Raw genomic sequence first — 18,633 nt, forward strand, 5'->3', positions numbered from 1 at the left:
CAGGCGAAAGCCTCCAGCGATTATAGGTCATCGATCTCCAGCACCGACTCCGCCGGGGCCGCGCCGAGGTGCTGGTAGGCCTCGCGTGTGGCCACGCGGCCCCGCGGCGTGCGGCCCATGAACCCGATCCGCACGAGGTAGGGCTCCACCACCGATTCGATGGTCTCGGCCTCTTCGCCCACCGTCACCGCGAGGGTGCTCAATCCCACCGGGCCGCCGCGGAAGCGCCGCACGAGGGCCTCCAGCACCGCCCGGTCTAGGCGGTCCAGGCCGATCGCGTCGACGTCGTACAGGTCGAGGGCGGCATCCACCGTCGCCGGGTCGGCGTCGCGCCCGTCTCCGTGGACGATGGTGTAGTCGCGGACGCGGCGGAGCAGACGGTTGGCGATGCGGGGCGTACCCCTGGAACGGCGGGCGATCTCGCTGCGGGCGATCGGAGGAAGGCCCACCCCCAGCATCATCGCCGATCTCTCGATGACGCGTTCCAGCTCCGCCGGTTCGTAGTACTCCAGATGCGCGGTGAAGCCGAAGCGGTCCCGCAACGGGTTCGGCAGCAGCCCGGAGCGCGTCGTGGCGCCGACCAGGGTGAACGGCGCGAGATCCAGCGGGATGCTGGTGGCACCGGCTCCCTTGCCCACCATGATGTCGATGCGGAAATCCTCCATCGCCAGGTACAGCATCTCTTCGGCCGAGCGGGCCATGCGATGCACCTCGTCGATGAAGAGGACCTCTCCGGGTGTCAGGCTCGACAGCAGCGCGGCCAGGTCGCCGGCGTGCTGGATCGCGGGCCCGCTGGAGAGCCGCAGTGGCCGTCCGCTCTCGTGAGCCACGATCATGGCCAAGGTGGTCTTGCCGAGTCCGGGGGGTCCGGACAGCAGGATGTGGTCGGCGGGACGCTGCTGGATGCGCGCGGCATCGAGCAGCAGCTGCAGCTGCCCGCGAACCTTCTGCTGCCCGACGAACTCCGACAGCGAGGCGGGGCGGAGCGCCCCCTCGATCGCGAGTTCCGTGTCGTCCACCGGCTCAGCGGTGTCGCGGAGCTCATCCACCGACCGGCTCCTTCCGCGCGGGGCCGAGCTCGGCGAGGGTCATCCGCAGGAGCACCGGCACGGAGCCGCGGTCCGCGGGGCCCGCGGTCTCGAGGACGCCGGCGACCGCCTCGACGGCCACACGCTCCGACCAGCCGAGGCCCGCCAGCGCGGCCACGACCTGAGCCGACACGTCGGGGGCCGTCACCGCGTCGACGGCACCGGAACGTGCGCGTGCCGCGAGCTTGCCTGCGAGCTGGACGACGATGAGCTTGGCTGTCTTCGGCCCGATGCCCGACACCCGGCGGAACGGCGCGTCGTCGTCGTTCGCCACGGCGTCGGCGATCTGGTCCACCGAGAGCGAGGCGAGCACGCCGAGCGCGGACTTGGGCCCGACACCGGTGACGCCCAGGAGCAGCGAGAACACCTCGAGCTCGTCACGGGTGTCGAAGCCGAAGAGCGAGAGAGAGTCCTCGCGGACGATGAGGGTCGTGTGCAGCATCGCCGTCTCGCCCGTCCGGAGGGCGCGCGAGACCTGGGGCGTCACGGCGACCGAGAGCCCCACGCCCCCGACGTCGATGACGACGGCGTCGGAGCCGATGTGGAGCACGGGGCCGCGGACGGACGAGATCATGCAGCGAGCCTAAACGCCGATTCGGAGCTATGTTCGAGCGACACGCTCAGCGTCGCGACACGCGCTCGGCGTCCGCCCACGCGCGCTGGGCGGGGGTGAGCGCACCCGTCGGGGCCGCCGACGGACCGGCCCCCCGCCATGCATGGCACAGCGCCAGCGCCAGCGCATCCGCGGCGTCGGCCGGGGTGGGCAGGGAATCCAGCCGGAGCACCCGCGCGACCATCTGCTGGACCTGGCGCTTGTCCGCAGCCCCGTAGCCGGTGATGGCGGCCTTGACCTCGGTGGGCGTGTGGGTCGCGGCCGGGATGCCGCGCTCGCCCGCCACGAGAAGGGCGACACCGCTGGCCTGGGCGGTGCCCATGACACTGTGGCGGTTGTGCTGCGAGAACACGCGCTCGACCGCGATCACGTGCGGGTCGTGCTCGTCGATGACGGCGCGGATGCCCGCCGCGATCGTCGCCAGACGCGCCTCGATCGCCGCGTCGGGCGACGAGCGCACCACGCCCACGTGGACGAGCACCGCCGACCGGTCGGGGGCGACATCCACCACGCCGACTCCGCACCGCGTGAGGCCCGGATCGATGCCGAGGACGCGCTGCACGCGTCGGAGGGATGTCATGGCCCCACCGTAGGCGGCGTGCCGACCGGATGCCGCCAGGCGCGCCCCGTCGGCCTACTCGTCGCTCTCCAGCTCGGACTGGACCTCGGCGGACAGGTCGAAGTTGGTGTAGACGTTCTGCACGTCGTCGCTGTCCTCGAGTGCGTCGATCAGGCGGAAAATCTTGCGCGCCGTGTCGGCGTCGATCTCGACCTTGAGGTTCGGGACGAACTCGACGTCGGCGGACTCGTAGTCGATTCCGGCCTCCTGCAGGGCCGATCGCACCGTCACCAGGTCGCCCGCCTCGGTGATCACCTCGAACCCCTGGGCGTGCGGCTCCACCTCCTCGGCGCCGGCCTCGAGGACGGTCATCATCACATCGTCCTCGGTCGTACCCTCGCCCGAGACGACGATGACGCCCTTCCGGGTGAAGTTGTACGCGACGCTCCCCGGATCGGCGAGGTTGCCGCCGTTGCGGCTGAGGGCCGTCCTCACCTCTGCTGCGGCGCGGTTCTTGTTGTCGGTCAGACACTCGATCATGAGGGCCACTCCGCCCGGACCGTAGCCCTCGTACATGATCGAGGTGTATTCCACCGCCTCGCCGCCGATGCCGGCGCCGCGCTTGATGGCGCGATCGATGTTGTCGTTGGGGACCGACGTCTTCTTCGCCTTCTGGACGGCGTCGTACAGCGTCGGGTTGCCCGCGAGGTCGGCGCCGCCGATCTTGGCGGCGACTTCGATGTTCTTGATGAGCTTGGCGAACGACTTGGCACGACGCGCGTCGATGACGGCCTTCTTGTGCTTGGTCGTCGCCCACTTGGAGTGGCCGGACATGATTTCCAGTCTATGCGGCGTCAGAGGGCGAACTCGAAGCCGAACCGCGACGACAGCAGCGCGACCAGATCGCGCGGGATCTTCGCGATGTACGCCGGTGCGGGTGCGAGCGTCGTGGGTCCGCCGATGAAGGGGAAGTAGACGGGCCCGTCGGTGTCCGCCTCGATCCGATCGCGAATGGCGACGATGTCGCCGCCGATGCGCCGCAGCGCCGCCAGCGTGATGGGCGAGGCGAGCCGGAGGGTGTCGCTCACCGGCATCCGCCAGTGCGCCATCGTCTCGCCGTGCCGCGCGCGCTCCTCTTCGCCGAGCGGACCGAGGATGCGGCCCCACGCCGCGATCCCAGGGCTCGCGAGCGTGCGGTCCCAGACGAAGAGGGTGTCGCCGGGGGCGGTGCATCCGACGAGCTCGTGCGACCACTCGAACCGGCGCACGGGCGCGGCCTTCGGGGCGACCAGGGCGTCCCCGACGATCCCGCGGGACGGCGCGATCATCCAGTAGCGCTCCTCGGGGTGGTCCCGCCACCACTCGTTGATCGTCATGTATGCAACCTAGCGGCACCGCGTCGCGAGCTCAGGATGCGCGCACGGTGTCGACGAAGAGCTGGTGGAATCGGCTCTCTCCGCTCACCTCCGGGTGGAACGATGTGGCGAGCAGCGCACCCTGCCGCACCGCCACCACTCCCCCGTCGTCCAGCCGCGCCAGCACCTCGACATCGTCGCCCGTCCGCGTGACCAGCGGCGCTCGGATGAAGGCGGCGTGCACCGGGATGTCGCCGAGCACGGGGACGTCGAGGTCGGTCTCGAACGAGTCCGACTGGCTGCCGAAGGCGTTGCGGCGCACCGTGATGTCCAGGCCCCCGAACGTCTCCTGCCCGACGATGCCGTCCGTGATGCGGTCGGCCAGGAGGATCATGCCCGCGCATGTGCCGTACATGGGCATCCCGGACGAGATCGCTTCCCGGATCGGATGCTGCATGCCGAAGGCCCGCGAGAGCTTGTCGATCACGCTGGACTCACCGCCCGGCAGCACGAGACCCCGCACGGACCTCAGCTCATCGGGACGACGCACCGCCACCGCCTCGGCCCCGAGGGCGGTCAGCACCCGCAGATGCTCGCGCACGTCGCCCTGGAGGGCCAGGACGCCGATCCTCATCGCACTTCGCGCCCCGAGGGACGTGGTCGCACGGGTCCTGTCACCAGCCGCGCTCGGCGAGGCGATGCGGGGCCGGGAGGTCGGCGACGTTGATGCCGACCATCGCCTCGCCGAGGCCTCGCGAGACCTCCGCGATCACCTTCGCATCGTCGTGGAACGTCGTCGCCTTCACGATCGCCGCGGCGCGCTGCGCGGGGTTCCCCGACTTGAAGATCCCCGAGCCGACGAAGACGCCGTCGGCGCCCATCTGCATCATCATCGCGGCGTCGGCGGGCGTGGCCACACCTCCCGCGACGAAGAGGACGACGGGCAGCGCGCCGGTCTCGGCGACCTCGGCGACCAGCTCGTACGGCGCCTGCAGCTCCTTGGCCGCGACGTAGAGCTCATCCTTGGTCATCGAGCGGAGCATGTTGATCTCGCCGGTGATCTTGCGGATGTGCTTGGTGGCCTCGGACACGTCGCCGGTGCCGGCCTCTCCCTTGGAGCGGATCATCGCCGCGCCCTCGTTGATCCGGCGCAACGCCTCTCCGAGGTTGGTCGCCCCGCAGACGAACGGCACCGTGAAGCCCCACTTGTCGATGTGGTTCACGTAGTCGGCGGGAGAGAGGACCTCGGACTCGTCGATGTAGTCGACGCCCAGTTCCTGCAGCACCTGGGCCTCGACGAAGTGTCCGATGCGAGCCTTGGCCATGACCGGGATCGAGACGGCCTCGATGATGCTGTCGATCATGTCCGGGTCGCTCATCCGCGACACGCCGCCCTGCGCCCGGATGTCGGCGGGCACCCGCTCGAGGGCCATGACGGCCACGGCGCCGGCGTCCTCGGCGATCTTGGCCTGGTCGGCGGTGACGACGTCCATGATGACGCCGCCTTTCAGCATCTCGGCGAGGCCGCGCTTGACGCGCGAAGAACCGGTGGCGGCAGTGGACATGCAATGCTCCTTGTTTGACCTAGGCCAAAAGATAGCATGTGGTGCACGTATGCTCGCGCACGGGAGGTGCCATGACGTCGCATGACGACATCGCCGGCTCATCGGCATCCGAGATCGCGGAGAGCATCCGCGAGCTGCGCGACCGCGGGATGCTGCGGCCCGGCGACGTGCTCCCGTCGGTGCGCGCGCTCGCCGAGCGATTGAGCGTGAACCGCAACACCGTCGTCGCCGCGTACCGCCACCTCGCCCAGGCGGGATTCGTCACGTCCCGCGGCCGGGGTGGGACCCGGATCGCCGATCCCGACCCGATAGCCCAGGAGGGGTACGCACCCGACACGGTCCTGCGCGACGTGGGCACCGGCAATCCCGATCCGGAACTGATCCCGGATCCGTCGCGCGCGCTCGCGAGCATGGCCGGCAGACCCGTGCTCTACGGCGAGCCGATCATCGATCGCGACCTGGAGCAGTGGGCCCACGCCTGGATGCGCGAAGCGGTGGATCACGCGCACGAGCTGCGCCTCACCGTCACCAGCGGGGCGTCCGACGCGATCGAACGGCTGCTGGCCCAGGCGCTCACCCGCGATGACGCGGTGGCGCTGGAGGACCCGTGCTTCCTGTCCAGCATGAACATCGTCCGGCAGGGCGGATACCGCCCCGTCGCGATCCCGGTGGATGCCGAGGGCATGACCGTCGCAGGCCTGCGTGCGGCGCTCGCGAGTGGTGTGCGCGCCGTCGTCTGCACGCCACGGGCGCAGAACCCGACGGGCGCGAGCCTGAGCGAGGAGCGCGCGCGGGACCTCCGCGCCGAACTGGCCGCGCACCCCTACGTCCTCGTCATCGAGGACGATCACTTCTCGATGCTGTCGTCTCAGCCCTACCGGTCCGTGATCGGCCCGGGTCACCGTCGGTGGGCCCTGGTCCGCTCGGTGTCGAAGTTCCTCGGTCCCGACATGTGCCTGGCTGTCACCGCGTCCGACCCCGTCACCGCGGAGCGGCTCGCCATGCGGCTGAGCCCCGGCACGACCTGGGTCAGTCACCTGCTGCAGCGGCTGGTGCACGCGCTCGCCACCGACGAGGACGTCGTTTCCGGCATCCGTCGCGCGGCGGCGCACTACGCGGACCGCAACGCACGGGTCGCCCGCTCCCTCACCGCGCTGGGCCTGCCCACGACGGCGGGCGACGGACTCAGTCTGTGGGTTCCGCTGCCGGTCGCGGGGAGCGCGGTCGTCCCCCACCTGATGCGGCGGGGATGGCTCGCTCGCGCGGGCGACGACTTCGTCCTCTCGGACGGCGCGGGCGCCCGGCATCTGCGCCTCACCGTGCACGACCTCGACGACGCGGACGGCGACCGGCTCGCCTCCGACGTGCTGGCTGCGGTCCGGTCCGCGCACGGCTCCCATGGGATGATCGATCGGTGAAGATCCTCTCGATCCAGTCCGCGGTCGCCTACGGCCACGTCGGCAACTCCGCGTCGGTGTTCCCGCTGCAGCGAATCGGGGTCGAGGTGCTGCCGGTCTACACCGTGAACTTCTCCAATCACACCGGATACGGGGCCTGGCGCGGACCGCTCATCGATCCGGAGGACGTCCATCAGGTCATCCTCGGAATCGAGGAGCGCGGTGTCCTGCCGCACATCGACGCCGTGCTGTCGGGCTACCAGGGCGGCGAGGGCATCGCCGACGTCATCCTCGACGCGGTCCGCCGGGTCAAGTCGGCCAATCCCACCGCCGTCTACGCGTGCGACCCGGTCATGGGCAACGCGACCTCAGGCTGCTTCGTCGCACCGGCCATCCCCGACCTTCTCCGCGATCGCGTCGTGCCTGCCGCCGACATCATCACGCCGAACCAGTTCGAGCTCGGCTATCTCACCGGGTCGGCACCCGACACGCTCGAATCGACCCTGCGCGCCGTGGACGCGGTCCGCGCCACGGGACCCCGCACGGTGCTGGTGACCAGTGTCGCGCGTCCGGACGCTCCCGAGAACACGATCGAGATGCTGGTCGTCGACGACGCCGGATCATGGATCGTCGCGACGCCCCGCCTGCCGCTGAAGGCGAACGGGTCCGGGGACGTCACCGCGGCGCTGTTCACCGCGCACTACCGGCGTACCGGGGACGCTGGGCTCGCACTCGCGCGGACCACCTCGAGCGTGTTCGATCTGCTGCAGACGACGCTGGATTCCGGCGAACGCGAACTCCAGCTCGTGGAGTCACAGCAGCACTACGCCGAGCCGCGTATGCAGTTCGAGGTCCGTCGAATCGGCTGATCACGCCGGCCACGCGGCTGCGACGGCTTCGCGCACGTCGCCGAGCAGCTGCGGGAGCGCCTTGGTCTTGGCGATGATGGGGAAGAAGTTCGCGTCCGCCGACCATCGTGGCACCACGTGCTGGTGCAGATGCTCGTCGACGCCCGCACCGGCCACGGCGCCCTGATTCATCCCGATGTTGAACCCGTCGCACCGCGACACCTGCCGCAGCACGCGCATGCCGACCTGCGTGAGGATGCCGATCTCGGCGGCCTCCTCCTCTGTCGCCTGATCGTATGTGGCGATGTGCCGGTACGGGCACACCAGCAGGTGGCCCGAGTTGTACGGGAAGAGGTTGAGCAGGACGTAGGCGGTCCGGCCGCGGGCGACGATGAGCCCGTCCTCGTCCGTCTTGTCGGGCGCGGCGCAGAAGGGGCACGACTCGCGCAGGACTTCGGGACCCGCCGCGATGTAGGCCATGCGGTGGGGTGTCCACAGGCGCTGGAAGCCGTCGGGAACGCCGGCGAGCTCCGACGCGGATTCCAGGGATCCCTCGCTCACGGCAGGTCTTCCGCCGAGTCGACCAGCGTGCGCGCGGCGATCGCCGAGCGGATGCGCTCCACCGCGTCCGCGACGGGCACGCCGTTGAGCTGCGTGCCGTCACGGAAGCGGAACGACACCGTTCCCGCTGCTCGATCCTGCTCCCCCGCGATGAGCATCAGCGGAACCTTCTGAGTGGTGTGGGTGCGGATCTTCTTCTGCATGCGGTCGGCGCTGTGATCCATCTCGGCGCGCACGTCCGCGCTCTTCAGACGGGCGATGACGCCGCCGAGGTAGTCGGCGTACTCGTCGGCGACCGGGATGCCCATCACCTGCACCGGCGACAGCCACACGGGGAACGCACCGGCGTAATGCTCGAGCAGGATCGCGAAGAAGCGCTCGATCGATCCGAAGAGCGCACGGTGGATCATCACCGGCCGGTGCTTCTCGCCGTCCGGGCCGGTGTATTCGAGTTCGAATCGCTCGGGCTGATTGAAGTCGAGCTGGATGGTCGACATCTGCCAGGTGCGGCCGATGGCGTCCCGTGCCTGCACGGAGATCTTGGGGCCGTAGAAGGCGGCGCCGCCCGGATCGGGCACGAGCTCGAGGCCCGAGGCCACCGCCACTTCCCGCAGCGTCTCTGTCGCCCGGTCCCAGAGCTCGTCGGGCCCGAGGAACTTGGGGTTCCCGTCCTCCTTCGTCGACAGCTCCAGGTAGAAGTCGTTCAGACCGTAGTCGCGCAGCGTCTGCAGCACGAACTCCAGGCTGTGCGTCAGCTCGTCCTTCACCTGCTCGGCTGTGACGTAGATGTGCGTGTCGTCCTGCGTCATCCCCCGCACGCGAGTGAGCCCCGCCAGCGTGCCGCTCTTCTCGTAGCGGTACACCGAACCGAACTCGCTCAGCCGGAGGGGCAGCTCGCGATAGCTGCGCCCGCGGGAGCGGAAGATGAGGTTGTGGAACGGGCAGTTCATGGGCTTCAGGTAGTACTCCTGGCCCTCGCGTGCGACATGCCCGTCGTCGCCGACGAGTTCGTCGAGCACCATCGGGGGGTACATGCCGTCGGCGTACCACTGCAGGTGCCCGCTCGTCATGAACAGGTCGCCCTTGGTGATGTGCGGGGTGTTGACGACGTCATAGCCGTTGCGCAGCAGCTGCTCGCGCATGTAGCGCTCGATCTCGTAGCGGATGATCCCGCCCTTGGGGTGGAACACCGACAGCCCCGGGCCGATCTCGTCGGGGAACGAGAACAGGTCCAGCTCCCTGCCGAGCTTCCGGTGGTCCCGCTTGGCAGCCTCTTCGAGTCGGTGCTGATAGGCCCGCAGCTCGTCCTTCGTCGGCCAGGCGGTGCCGTAGATCCGCTGCAGCTGCGGGTTCTTCTCGCTTCCGCGCCAGTACGCTCCGGCCACGCGCGTCAGATCCCAGCCGTTGCCGACCATGCGGGTGCTGGGCACGTGCGGCCCGCGGCACAGGTCCTTCCAGGCGGTCTCGCCATCCCGCGTGACGTTGTCGTAGATCGTCAGCTCGCCGGCGCCGACTTCGACCGAGGCGCCCTCCGTCGCCGCCGCACCGCCCTTCAGGCCGATCAACTCGAGCTTGAAGGGCTCGTCCACCAGCTCGGCCCGAGCCTCCTCGTCCGTGACGACGCGGCGGACGAACCGCTGGCCCTCGCGGACGATGCGCTCCATCTCCTTCTTGATCGCCTTGAGGTCCTCCGGAGTGAAGGGCTCGGCGATCCCGAAGTCGTAGTAGAAGCCGTTCTCCACCGGCGGGCCGATGCCGAGATTCGCCTGGGGCTTGATGCGCTGCACGGCCTGGGCGAGGACGTGCGCGGTGGAATGGCGGAGGATGTCGAGTCCGTCACGGCTGTCCACGGTCACCGGCTCCACGACGTCGGCCGCGTCGACGACGGTGGCGAGGTCGCGCAGGTCGCCGTTGACGCGCAGCGCCACGACCGATCGATCGGGGAAGAGTGCGAAACCGTCGGCGGGGAACGTCACGTCCGACGGGATGGCGGGGTTGGTCAAGGGACTCTCCATCCTGAGGCTCCGTCAAGGCTATCCGGTGCCGCGGCGGGCTTCGCGCACGCGCCGCGCGGGCGGGCGGGAGCGGTGAAAGCGAAAACCCCCGGCGAGCCGGGGGTTTCAGGTGGTGGGCGATACTGGGATCGAACCAGTGACCTCTTCCGTGTCAGGGAAGCGCGCTACCGCTGCGCCAATCGCCCGAGTCATGCTCCGGTCGGGACCGGGAGTGGAGGTGGCGACGGGATTCGAACCCGTGTAAACGGCTTTGCAGGCCGGTGCCTAGCCGCTCGGCCACGCCACCGTGTGTGGTTCGACCCACGTGTTGGTGATTCCGAAGAATCCCCGCACTCGAGCGGATGACGAGACTCGAACTCGCGACCCTCACCTTGGCAAGGTGATGCGCTACCAACTGCGCTACATCCGCATTTCGTTCCCGGGGCTTTCGCGCCGGGCACTTGTATGACTTTAGCCGATGACCCGCGTCACGCAAAACCGACGACGCCCCGCGCGTGTCCGCCGGAATGGTCCTCTTCCCGTCGCGCCATCCGGTAGGATCGAAACTCGTTCCCCCCGGGAGCACGGGCGATTGGCGCAGTTGGTAGCGCGCTTCCTTCACACGGAAGAGGTCATCAGTTCGAGTCTGGTATCGCCCACCGTTTCATCCTCAGACCCTCCCCTGCGGCATCCAGCCGTAGCGACGACGCAGCGCGTCCGCGACCCGCCCGAACCTCGGAAGGTCCAAGGCGGCGGCTTCGCGGCGGAGCCCGCGTTCATGGACGCTGTACACCCGATCGATGTCGACCCACGAAGGGCGTCCCTGCGCGTCCCACGACCCCGACCCGATGGACAGGAAGTCGCGGTCTCCCTCGCGCGATCTGCTCGTGAGCCGGACGGCGTACACACGCGCCTCGGTATGGCGGCCGATGACCAGGACGGGGCGGTCCTTTCCTCGCCCGTCGTTCTCGGCGTAGGGAACCCACGTCCAGACGATCTCGCCCGCATCCGGGGCGCCGTCCGCGTCGGGGGCGTACGCGAGCCGCAGCTCCGAGGGAGCGGGCGGCTCCACCTCGACGGTGACCTCCCCGCTGGTGCGACCCGAGGCGGGCGGAGCCTCGGCGACAGGCCGGCCGGGACGGACGATGCGCTGCAGCAGCGTCGAGATCAGGGTGCGTGCTCTCACGTTGGCCACCCTAGCCCGCAGACGGCGATGGGCGCCCCGGCCGAAGCCGGAGCGCCCATCGGTCGAGTGCGGGATCAGACGCGCTCGGCGAGGAGGTAGCCCTCTTCGCCGTGCACGACCGTGTCGACTCCGGCGAGCTCGTCCTCGTTCTTGATGCGGAATCCGAGCGTCTTCTGGATCGCGAACCCGATGAGGAGGGCGACCACGAAGGAGTAGATCAGGACGCCGAGCGCGGCGACGAGCTGCGAGAGCAGCTGGCCGATGCCGCCACCGAGGAACAGGCCGGTCTCGGTGGCGAAGAAGCCGAGGTACAGCGTGCCGAGCAGGCCGCCGACGAGGTGGATGCCGACCACGTCGAGCGAGTCGTCGTAGCCGAGCTTCCACTTCAGCTCGATCGCCAGGGCGCACAGGGCGCCCGAGAGCACACCGAGCAGCAGTGCCCATCCGGGGGACAGGTTCGCGCAGGCCGGGGTGATCGCGACGAGGCCGGCGACGGCACCCGAAGCGGCGCCGACCGACGTGGCCTTGCCGTCCTTGAGCTTCTCGACGATGAGCCAGCCGAGGATCGCCGCAGCCGTGGCGCCGAGGGTGTTGACCACGATCAGACCCGCGCCGGTGTTCTCCTCGCCGAGGAGGCCGAACGTGCCCTCGGCACCGGCGTTGAACCCGAACCATCCGAACCAGAGGATGGACGCGCCCAGCAGCGTCAGCGGGACGTTGTGGGGCTTCTGGATGCCCTTCTGGAAGCCGATGCGCTTTCCGAGGACGAGAGCGAGGGCGAGCGCTGCCGCCCCGGCGTTGATGTGCACCGCGGTGCCGCCGGCGTAGTCGATGACGCCCGGAAGACCGGTGTTGTCACCCCAGTTGAAGATCCAGCCGTCGCCCCACACCCACGCCGCGACGGGGAAGTAGACGATCGTGGCCCAGAGGCCGGCGAACAGCATCCACGATCCGAACTTGGCCCGGTCCGCGATCGAGCCCGAGATGAGCGCGACGGTGATGATGGCGAAGGTGGCGCCGAAGGTCGCGCCGACGAGTGTGGCGCTGTCAGCCCCGGCGAGACCGAAGTCCGAGAAGGGGTTGCCGGAGAAGGCGAACGTGCCGCCTCCCAGGCTCATGTTGAAGCCGTACAGGATCCACAGCACGCTGATCAGACCCAGGGCCCCGAAGCTCATCATCATCATGCTGACGACGCTCTTCGCCTTCACCAGGCCTCCGTAGAAGAAGGCCACGCCCGGGGTCATGAACAGCACCAACGCGGTTGCTGTGATCGACCACGCGAAATTTCCGCTATCCATGAGATTCCTCATCCATGTGTCGTGTTACTCGAGGCGCCGAAGCAGCAGCTGTGTCGGGTTGCGGCTGTCCGGGCGATGCCCAGTGTGGCGAGCCGCGGTTTCGAGCGGGGGGCGAGTCGTGTTTCGCGGTCGTTACGTCACCGGGCGTCGGGTAAACATCACGTTTCGCGCAAGCGGGAACGCGCCGCGAGATCGACGCCGTCGGGCGGGCCGGGGCGGCGAGGACGATAGAGACAGCTGCGTGCGTCAGGCCAGGGTGGATGCGACGAGGCGCGACACGGCACGGAGATACTTCTTGCGATAGCCGCCGGCGAGCATCTCTTCGGGGAAGACGGTGTCGAGCGTGGCGCCGGTCGCCCGGATCGGCAGCTGCGCGTCGTACACGCGGTCGATGAACGCGACGAAGCGCAGCGCGGACGATTGGTCGCTGAGAACCGTGACGTCCCGGAGCCCCACCGTGTCCACTCCCTCGATCAGGCGGATGTAGCGCGACGGATGGACGCGGGCGAGGTGGGTGATCAGGTCACCGAAGGCGTCGTCGCTCACGACGCCCGCGCGCGACGCCTCTGCGACGGCGTCCTCGTACTCGGACGGCGTCAAGGTCACGGCGTGTCCGTCCACCGCCCGGTGGCGATAGTCGGTGCCGTCGATGCGGATGGTCTGGAAGCTCTCCGCCATCGCGTGGATCTCGCGCAGGAAGTCCTGCGCGGCGAAACGACCCTCGCCGAGCGCGTTCGGCGGGGTGTTCGAGGTGGCCGCCAGCTTGGTGCCGGTGGCGACGAGCTCCCCGAGCAGACGGGTCATGACCATCGTGTCGCCCGGGTCGTCGAGTTCGAACTCGTCGATGCACAGCAGGTCGGCACCCTTGAACAGCTCCACGGTGTTCTTGTAGCCGAGCGCACCAACCAGCGCCGTGTACTCGATGAAGGATCCGAAGTACTTCCGCCGCGCAGCCGTGGCGTGGTAGACGGCGGCGAGGAGGTGGGTCTTGCCGACTCCGAATCCGCCGTCGAGGTAGACACCGGGCTTCTGCGGCTCCCGCTTGGCGCGACGGAAGAAGCCGCCGCGCGCCGACGCCGGACCGCCCCCCGCGAACGCGACGAGCACATCCTTTGCCTGCTGCTGCGACGGGTACTCGGGATCGGCTCGATAGGACTCGAACGTCGCGTCCTCGAACTGCGGGGGCGGAGTGAGGGCGGCGACCATGTCGGCCCCGGCGAGATCGGGCGACCGCTCGGCGAGGTGGACGATCCCGGTGCGGGCGGCGGCGTGGGTCATGGCGTTCCTGGAAGGCATGGCGCGGGCGACAGCAGACCCGCCGACACTCCGGCCGGAGCGACGCGACCAGCCTATGTCGTCCTGCGCGGATGCACGCGCCGCGGTCGCGGCCTCATGATGGACCGGTGACCGCATCCCAGACCCCTCCCCCGGCGCTCGCCGAGATCCGCGACGACTTCCTCGCCCTGCCCGAGCCCGAGCGCCTGCAGCTGCTCGCGGAGTTCGCACGGGAGCTGCCCCCGGTGCCCACCGTGTACGACGCGCATCCGGACATGTTCGAACGGGTCTCGGAGTGCCAGTCCCCCGTGTACGTCCTCGTCGACGTCGACCCGGAGGGCACGGTCGCCGTGTATGCGACGGCGCCGCCCGAGGCACCCACGACGCGTGGCTTCGCCAGCATCCTCTGCCAAGGGGTCACCGGGCTCAGCGTCGAGGCGGTCCTGGCCATCCCCGACGACTTCCCGCAGTCGATCGGGCTCTCCCGCGCGGTCTCGCCGCTGCGACTTGCCGGCATGTCCGGCATGCTCCGGCGGGTCAAGCGGCGGGTGCGCGAGCGTCGCTGACGGCGCGGAGCTCGTCAGGGCGTGGGGGACGTGCGACCGGCCTCGTCGCCGAGACCGCGCTCCAGCAGCCAGCCGGTGATGCTCCGCGTCCACCGGTCCTGGTCGTAGTTCCAGAGCTTGGTGTGTCGCGCGACGTCGAAGACGCGCATCTCGACGAGATCGGGGCGCGCCACGACCAGGTCATGGGAGGCGTCCGAGGGCACGAATCCGTCATCGTCGCTGTGCAGGATGAGAATCGGATGCCGCAGCTCAGCCGCGCGCGACACGATGTCGAGCCGCTCGAACGGAATGGGCGCTCCGGCTCTGATCAGCGGGGTCGCCCACCGCGACCGAAGCGCGCGCACGGCCAGGCGGGCCACGGCCGGCGATACGCCGCGCAGGCCCGCCTGGTAGTCCAGCACGATGCGCCAGTCGATGACGGGGCTGTCGAGGATGACACCGGCGATCATGGCGCGGTGCGCCGAGTGCAGTGACAGCTGCAGGGCGATGGCGCCCCCCATCGACCAGCCCATCAGGATGATCCGCCGGGCACCACGCCGACGTGCGAAGCCGACAGCGGCGTCGACGTCGCGCCATTCGGTCGCCCCGAGCGTGTACGTGCCTTCGCGGCTGCGCGGCGCTTCGCCGTCGTTGCGATACGACACCAGGAGCGACGTGATCCCGAGACCGTGGAAGACGGGCACGGCACGCAGGCACTCGGCGCGGGTCGTGCCCCGGCCGTGGACCTGGATCACCCACACGTCGCCGTCGCCGGCGGGGAAGAGCCACGCGGGACACGGGCCGACCGCGGACCCGACGAGCTCCGGCGAGTACGGCAGGTGCAGCTGCTCGGGATGGTCGAAGTACCAGCCGCTGAAGGCCGCCTCGGCCGCCAGACGCGCCGCAGGGGGCACGTGGGTCAGCAGTTTGCGGGTGACTCCTTCTTCATCCTCCGCCAGCACGGAGCCGAGCTTGAGATAGTCCATCGTGCCGTCGGTGAACAGGCCGTAGCGTCCCGGCAGCGCGGTGTCGGGCGTCCGCGACAGCGTGATCGTCTGCGCGGCGGTGTCCAGCGCCAGGATGCGGACGTCGGCGAGACGCCTCGCCGGCGTCACCACCGTCCGCGCCATCCTGAGGGACGCGAGGCCGAGAAGGGCCAGGGTGGTCGTCAGCGCCGCGGTCAGCACGGTGATCGCGGCTCGGAGGCCCGCGATCAATGCGAGGGATGCACCGGTTCCCGCGGCGCGCCTGGAGTCGACCATCGAGGCCCCACTCTAGTCTGTCCGGGTGGCTGACCAGCGTCCTCCCGAGACGTCGTCCCCGTTCGCGACTGCGGCAGACGACGTCCGTGCCATGCGGTTCCGGGACGACCTGAGCGTCCGCGAGATCGCCGCTCCCGGCGGGCTGGCGCCCGACGCCCTCGCCCTGGCTGCAGATGTGCGCCCGGACGACGACGGCGAGTCGGCCTACGGCACCGGTCGATTCATCCTCCTGCACGACGCCTCCGAACCGAGCCCGTGGGACGGCCCGTGGCGGATCGTCTGCTTCGCCCAGGCCCCGCTCGAGCCGGACCTCGGCATCGACCCGCTCGTCGCCGATGTCGCCTGGTCCTGGCTGACCGACGCCCTCCGCTCACGCGGGGCAGCGCACCATTCGTCTTCGGGCACGGCCACCAAGACCCTGTCGAAGGGATTCGGGACGCTGGCCGGGGAAGGCGAAGGCGCTCAGATCGAACTTCGCGCGTCGTGGTCTCCGGAGGGCCCCTTGGAACCGCATGTGGAAGCATGGGCCGAATTGGTGTGCATGCTCGCGGGGCTGCCGCCCGGATCGGAAGGGATTGCGATGTTCGGTTCGCGCAGGTCGCCTCGTGGCTGATTACACGGTGATCACCGATGCGCACGGGCTCGGCGTCGCGGCTGCGCTGCTCGCGGGCGGTGAGGGGCCGGTGGCCGTGGACGTGGAGCGGGCGTCGGGTTTCCGCTACTCGCAGCGGGCCTACCTCATCCAGGTCTTCCGCCGCGGCGCGGGCGTGTTTCTCTTCGATCCCCCGCCCATCGGCGACTTCGGGCCGCTTCAGACGGCGATCGGCGGGGAGGAGTGGGTTCTCCACGCGGCGAGCCAGGACCTTCCGTCCTTGCGGGAACTCGGGCTCGAGCCCCGCGTGATGTTCGACACCGAGCTGGCTGCCCGCCTGCTGGGGCACGCGCGCGTGGGTCTGGGTGCGGTCGTCGAGGACACCCTGGGCATCGCGCTCGCGAAGGCGCATTCGGCAGCCGACTGGTCGACCCGGCCGCTCCCGCAGTCGTGGTTGGAGTACGCCGCGCTCGACGTTCTGCACCTCGTCGACGTGCGCGACGTCCTGCACGGCGAGCTCGAGGAGCAGGGCAAGACCGAGTTCGCCGCGCAGGAGTTCTCCGCGGTGCTCGAACGGCGCCCGAAGGCCCCGCGCGAGGAGCCGTGGCGACGACTGAGCGGGCTGCACACGGTCCGCGGCCGCAGATCGCTCGCGGTCGCACGCGAATTGTGGACCGCGCGCGAGGAGTACGCGCAGGAGCAGGACGTCGCGCCGGGGCGCCTCGTGCCCGATCGCGCACTGGTGGCGGCCATCATGGCCGATCCGCAGACCAAGCAGGCACTGGCGGGCTTGAAGGAGTTCACCGGAAGAGCCAGCCGCAGCCAGATCGACCGCTGGTGGAGCGCGATCCAGGCTGGCCGGGCGGCGACGGAGCTGCCCACGGATCGCGCGCGCGGCGGCGACACCCTGCCCCCACCGCGGGCGTGGGCCGATCGCAATCCCGAGGCCGACGCTCGGCTCAAAGCGGCCCGTCCGATGGTCGAGGCGCGCGCGGACGCTCTGGGCATGCCCACCGAGAACCTTCTCACCCCGGAGCTGCTGCGGCGCGTGGCCTGGTCGCCGCCGGAGGATGTGTCCCCCGAGACCATCGGCGAGGCTCTCCGCGACCTCGGCGCGCGCGAGTGGCAGATTGAACAGACCGCACAGGGTATCGCCGATGCCTTTGTCACTTCCGTGCAAGAGCCCGGGAGCGTCGCGGAAGTGGATTCGTAGGTTCGCACCAACCGATTCCCCGCCGCCGAGGGCGCCTCCATAGTCTTGCGACATCCCAACCATTGGAGGCAGAGTGGCCGAGATTTCGGACGTCTTCTTCGTCGACGGAATGCGCACCCCGTTCGGGCGCGCCGGCGAAAAGGGCATGTACTGGAACACCCGATCCGACGACCTCGCGGTCAAGGCGACGATCGGTCTGATGGAGCGCAATGCCGCCGTTCCGAAGGACCGCATCGATGACGTCGCCATTGCGGCGACCTCGCAGACCGGCGATCAGGGCCTCACGCTCGGGCGCAGCGTCGCCATCCTCGCCGGGCTGCCGCAGACCGTCCCCGGCTTCGCGATCGACCGCATGTGCGCCGGCGCCATGACGAGCGTCACCACGATGGCCGGTTCGATCGGCATGGGGATGTACGACATCGCCCTCGCCGGTGGCGTCGAGCACATGGGACACCACCCCATCGGCGGCAATGCCGACCCCAACCCGCGGTTCGTCGCAGAGAAGATGGTCGATCCCGGTGCCCTCAACATGGGCGTCACGGCCGAGCGGATCTTCGACCGCTTTCCGCATCTGACGAAGGAGCGCTCCGATCGATTCGGAATGCTCAGTCAGCATCGCGCCCAGGCGGCCTACGAGGCCGGGAAGTTCCAGCCGGATCTGGTTCCGGTCGCGGTCAAGGACGCCGAGGGCGCATGGGGCCTGGCCACGGAGGACGAAGGTCGACGTCCTCAGACGACCATGGCCGACCTCGCCGCGCTGAAGACGCCCTTCCGTCCCCACGGCCGCGTGACCGCGGGGACGTCCTCGCCACTCACGGACGGCGCCACGATGAGCCTGCTCGCGGGCGGCGGAGCGGTGAAGGAGCTCGGGCTCGCGCCCAAGATGCGCCTGGTCTCGTTCGCTTTCGCCGGAGTCCAGCCCGAGATCATGGGCATCGGTCCCATTCCCTCGACCGAGAAGGCGCTGCGGCGCGCGAACCTCACGATCGACGACATCGGCTTGTTCGAACTCAATGAGGCCTTCGCGATCCAGGTCATCTCGCTGCTCGACCACTTCGGAATCGCCGACGACGACCCTCGGGTCAACCAGTGGGGCGGGGCGATCGCCCTCGGACATCCGCTCGCCGCATCCGGTGTGCGCCTGATGATCCAGCTCGCCGCCCAGTTCGCCGAGCGACCCGACGTGAGGTACGGCCTCACGGCGATGTGCGTCGGGCTCGGACAGGGCGGTTCCGTCATCTGGGAGAACCCGCACTACGACGGCAAGAAGAAGAAGTGAGCC

At 69.6% G+C, this 18,633-nt stretch carries 19 protein-coding genes and 4 tRNA genes; 7 read left to right on the forward strand and 16 right to left on the reverse strand.

Annotation, left to right across the window (positions count from 1 at the left end):
• Positions 1 to 20 precede the first annotated feature (20 nt).
• From ruvB to pdxS, 7 genes are read right to left on the reverse strand one after another with little or no spacing between them, the layout of a single operon-like run.
• Complete coding sequence (gene ruvB / locus Q9S36_RS14210; protein ID WP_251449668.1) at positions 21 to 1,049, reverse strand: Holliday junction branch migration DNA helicase RuvB; 1,029 nt, start codon at positions 1,047 to 1,049, stop codon at positions 21 to 23.
• Positions 1,042 to 1,662: a Holliday junction branch migration protein RuvA gene (ruvA, locus tag Q9S36_RS14215; RefSeq protein WP_311285673.1), complete on the reverse strand. Its 621-nt coding sequence runs from the start codon at positions 1,660 to 1,662 to the stop codon at positions 1,042 to 1,044. Before ruvA ends, ruvB begins: the two co-directional genes overlap by 8 nt.
• A 46-nt stretch (positions 1,663 to 1,708) precedes the next feature.
• Positions 1,709 to 2,281, reverse strand: a complete 573-nt coding sequence (gene ruvC / locus Q9S36_RS14220) for a crossover junction endodeoxyribonuclease RuvC (RefSeq protein WP_311285674.1) — start codon at positions 2,279 to 2,281, stop codon at positions 1,709 to 1,711.
• Between the two features lie 54 nt (positions 2,282 to 2,335).
• A complete protein-coding gene (locus Q9S36_RS14225) occupies positions 2,336 to 3,094 on the reverse strand; it encodes a YebC/PmpR family DNA-binding transcriptional regulator (RefSeq protein ID WP_311285675.1) in 759 nt (252 codons plus the stop codon).
• A gap of 20 nt (positions 3,095 to 3,114) precedes the next feature.
• Complete coding sequence (locus tag Q9S36_RS14230) at positions 3,115 to 3,636, reverse strand: hypothetical protein (protein ID WP_251449672.1); 522 nt, start codon at positions 3,634 to 3,636, stop codon at positions 3,115 to 3,117.
• Between the two features lie 31 nt (positions 3,637 to 3,667).
• On the reverse strand, positions 3,668 to 4,249 hold the full coding sequence (pdxT, locus tag Q9S36_RS14235) for a pyridoxal 5'-phosphate synthase glutaminase subunit PdxT (RefSeq protein ID WP_311285676.1): 582 nt from the start codon (positions 4,247 to 4,249) through the stop codon (positions 3,668 to 3,670).
• Between the two features lie 40 nt (positions 4,250 to 4,289).
• Positions 4,290 to 5,180 carry a pyridoxal 5'-phosphate synthase lyase subunit PdxS gene (pdxS, locus tag Q9S36_RS14240; RefSeq protein WP_311285677.1) on the reverse strand — a complete coding sequence of 297 codons (891 nt, stop codon included), beginning with the start codon at positions 5,178 to 5,180 and terminating at the stop codon, positions 4,290 to 4,292.
• Positions 5,181 to 5,251: 71 nt separating this feature from the next.
• Between pdxS and Q9S36_RS14245 the strand changes: the two genes are divergently transcribed.
• Both Q9S36_RS14245 and pdxY read left to right on the forward strand, forming a co-directional pair.
• Positions 5,252 to 6,598, forward strand: a complete 1,347-nt coding sequence (locus tag Q9S36_RS14245; protein WP_311285678.1) for an aminotransferase class I/II-fold pyridoxal phosphate-dependent enzyme — start codon at positions 5,252 to 5,254, stop codon at positions 6,596 to 6,598.
• Entirely contained in the window at positions 6,595 to 7,446 is an 852-nt protein-coding gene (gene pdxY / locus Q9S36_RS14250) for a pyridoxal kinase PdxY (RefSeq protein WP_311285679.1), read from the forward strand. Before Q9S36_RS14245 ends, pdxY begins: the two co-directional genes overlap by 4 nt.
• Here pdxY and Q9S36_RS14255 read toward each other — a convergent pair whose 3' ends face one another.
• The 5 genes from Q9S36_RS14255 to Q9S36_RS14275 form a co-directional block, all read right to left on the reverse strand.
• Entirely contained in the window at positions 7,447 to 7,986 is a 540-nt protein-coding gene (locus Q9S36_RS14255; RefSeq protein ID WP_311285680.1) for an HIT domain-containing protein, read from the reverse strand.
• Complete coding sequence (gene thrS / locus Q9S36_RS14260) at positions 7,983 to 10,001, reverse strand: threonine--tRNA ligase (RefSeq protein WP_311285681.1); 2,019 nt, start codon at positions 9,999 to 10,001, stop codon at positions 7,983 to 7,985. The genes Q9S36_RS14255 and thrS overlap by 4 nt, the downstream gene beginning before the upstream one ends.
• A gap of 110 nt (positions 10,002 to 10,111) precedes the next feature.
• Positions 10,112 to 10,186 (reverse strand) — tRNA-Val (locus Q9S36_RS14265).
• A gap of 27 nt (positions 10,187 to 10,213) precedes the next feature.
• A tRNA-Cys gene (locus Q9S36_RS14270) sits at positions 10,214 to 10,287 on the reverse strand.
• A 50-nt stretch (positions 10,288 to 10,337) separates the two neighbouring features.
• Positions 10,338 to 10,410: transfer RNA gene (locus Q9S36_RS14275), tRNA-Gly, on the reverse strand.
• Positions 10,411 to 10,566: 156 nt separating this feature from the next.
• Between Q9S36_RS14275 and Q9S36_RS14280 the strand changes: the two genes are divergently transcribed.
• Positions 10,567 to 10,639 (forward strand) — tRNA-Val (locus Q9S36_RS14280).
• An 11-nt stretch (positions 10,640 to 10,650) separates the two neighbouring features.
• On the opposite strand, the gene Q9S36_RS14285 is transcribed toward Q9S36_RS14280, so the two are convergent.
• From Q9S36_RS14285 to zapE, 3 genes are all read right to left on the reverse strand, one after another.
• A complete protein-coding gene (locus tag Q9S36_RS14285; RefSeq protein ID WP_311285682.1) occupies positions 10,651 to 11,166 on the reverse strand; it encodes a type II toxin-antitoxin system PemK/MazF family toxin in 516 nt (171 codons plus the stop codon).
• Positions 11,167 to 11,240: 74 nt separating this feature from the next.
• A complete protein-coding gene (locus tag Q9S36_RS14290) occupies positions 11,241 to 12,464 on the reverse strand; it encodes an ammonium transporter (RefSeq protein ID WP_311285683.1) in 1,224 nt (407 codons plus the stop codon).
• Positions 12,465 to 12,710: 246 nt separating this feature from the next.
• On the reverse strand, positions 12,711 to 13,742 hold the full coding sequence (zapE, locus tag Q9S36_RS14295) for a cell division protein ZapE (RefSeq protein ID WP_311285684.1): 1,032 nt from the start codon (positions 13,740 to 13,742) through the stop codon (positions 12,711 to 12,713).
• 125 nt (positions 13,743 to 13,867) lie between these two features.
• Between zapE and Q9S36_RS14300 the strand changes: the two genes are divergently transcribed.
• Positions 13,868 to 14,305 (forward strand): SufE family protein, encoded by a 438-nt coding sequence (locus Q9S36_RS14300; protein ID WP_311285685.1) that lies wholly within the window; start codon positions 13,868 to 13,870, stop codon positions 14,303 to 14,305.
• A gap of 14 nt (positions 14,306 to 14,319) precedes the next feature.
• On the opposite strand, the gene Q9S36_RS14305 is transcribed toward Q9S36_RS14300, so the two are convergent.
• Complete coding sequence (locus Q9S36_RS14305) at positions 14,320 to 15,546, reverse strand: alpha/beta fold hydrolase (protein WP_311285686.1); 1,227 nt, start codon at positions 15,544 to 15,546, stop codon at positions 14,320 to 14,322.
• Positions 15,547 to 15,571: 25 nt separating this feature from the next.
• On the opposite strand from Q9S36_RS14305, the gene Q9S36_RS14310 reads away from it, so the two are divergent.
• From Q9S36_RS14310 to Q9S36_RS14320, 3 genes are all read left to right on the forward strand, one after another.
• On the forward strand, positions 15,572 to 16,159 hold the full coding sequence (locus Q9S36_RS14310) for a DUF3000 family protein (protein ID WP_311285687.1): 588 nt from the start codon (positions 15,572 to 15,574) through the stop codon (positions 16,157 to 16,159).
• On the forward strand, positions 16,152 to 17,351 hold the full coding sequence (locus tag Q9S36_RS14315) for a ribonuclease D (RefSeq protein ID WP_396653764.1): 1,200 nt from the start codon (positions 16,152 to 16,154) through the stop codon (positions 17,349 to 17,351). The genes Q9S36_RS14310 and Q9S36_RS14315 overlap by 8 nt, the downstream gene beginning before the upstream one ends.
• Before the next feature lie 73 nt (positions 17,352 to 17,424).
• Positions 17,425 to 18,630 carry a thiolase family protein gene (locus tag Q9S36_RS14320; protein ID WP_311285689.1) on the forward strand — a complete coding sequence of 402 codons (1,206 nt, stop codon included), beginning with the start codon at positions 17,425 to 17,427 and terminating at the stop codon, positions 18,628 to 18,630.
• Positions 18,631 to 18,633: the final 3 nt, after the last annotated feature.

This window comes from Microbacterium sp. ARD31, assembly GCF_031844425.1.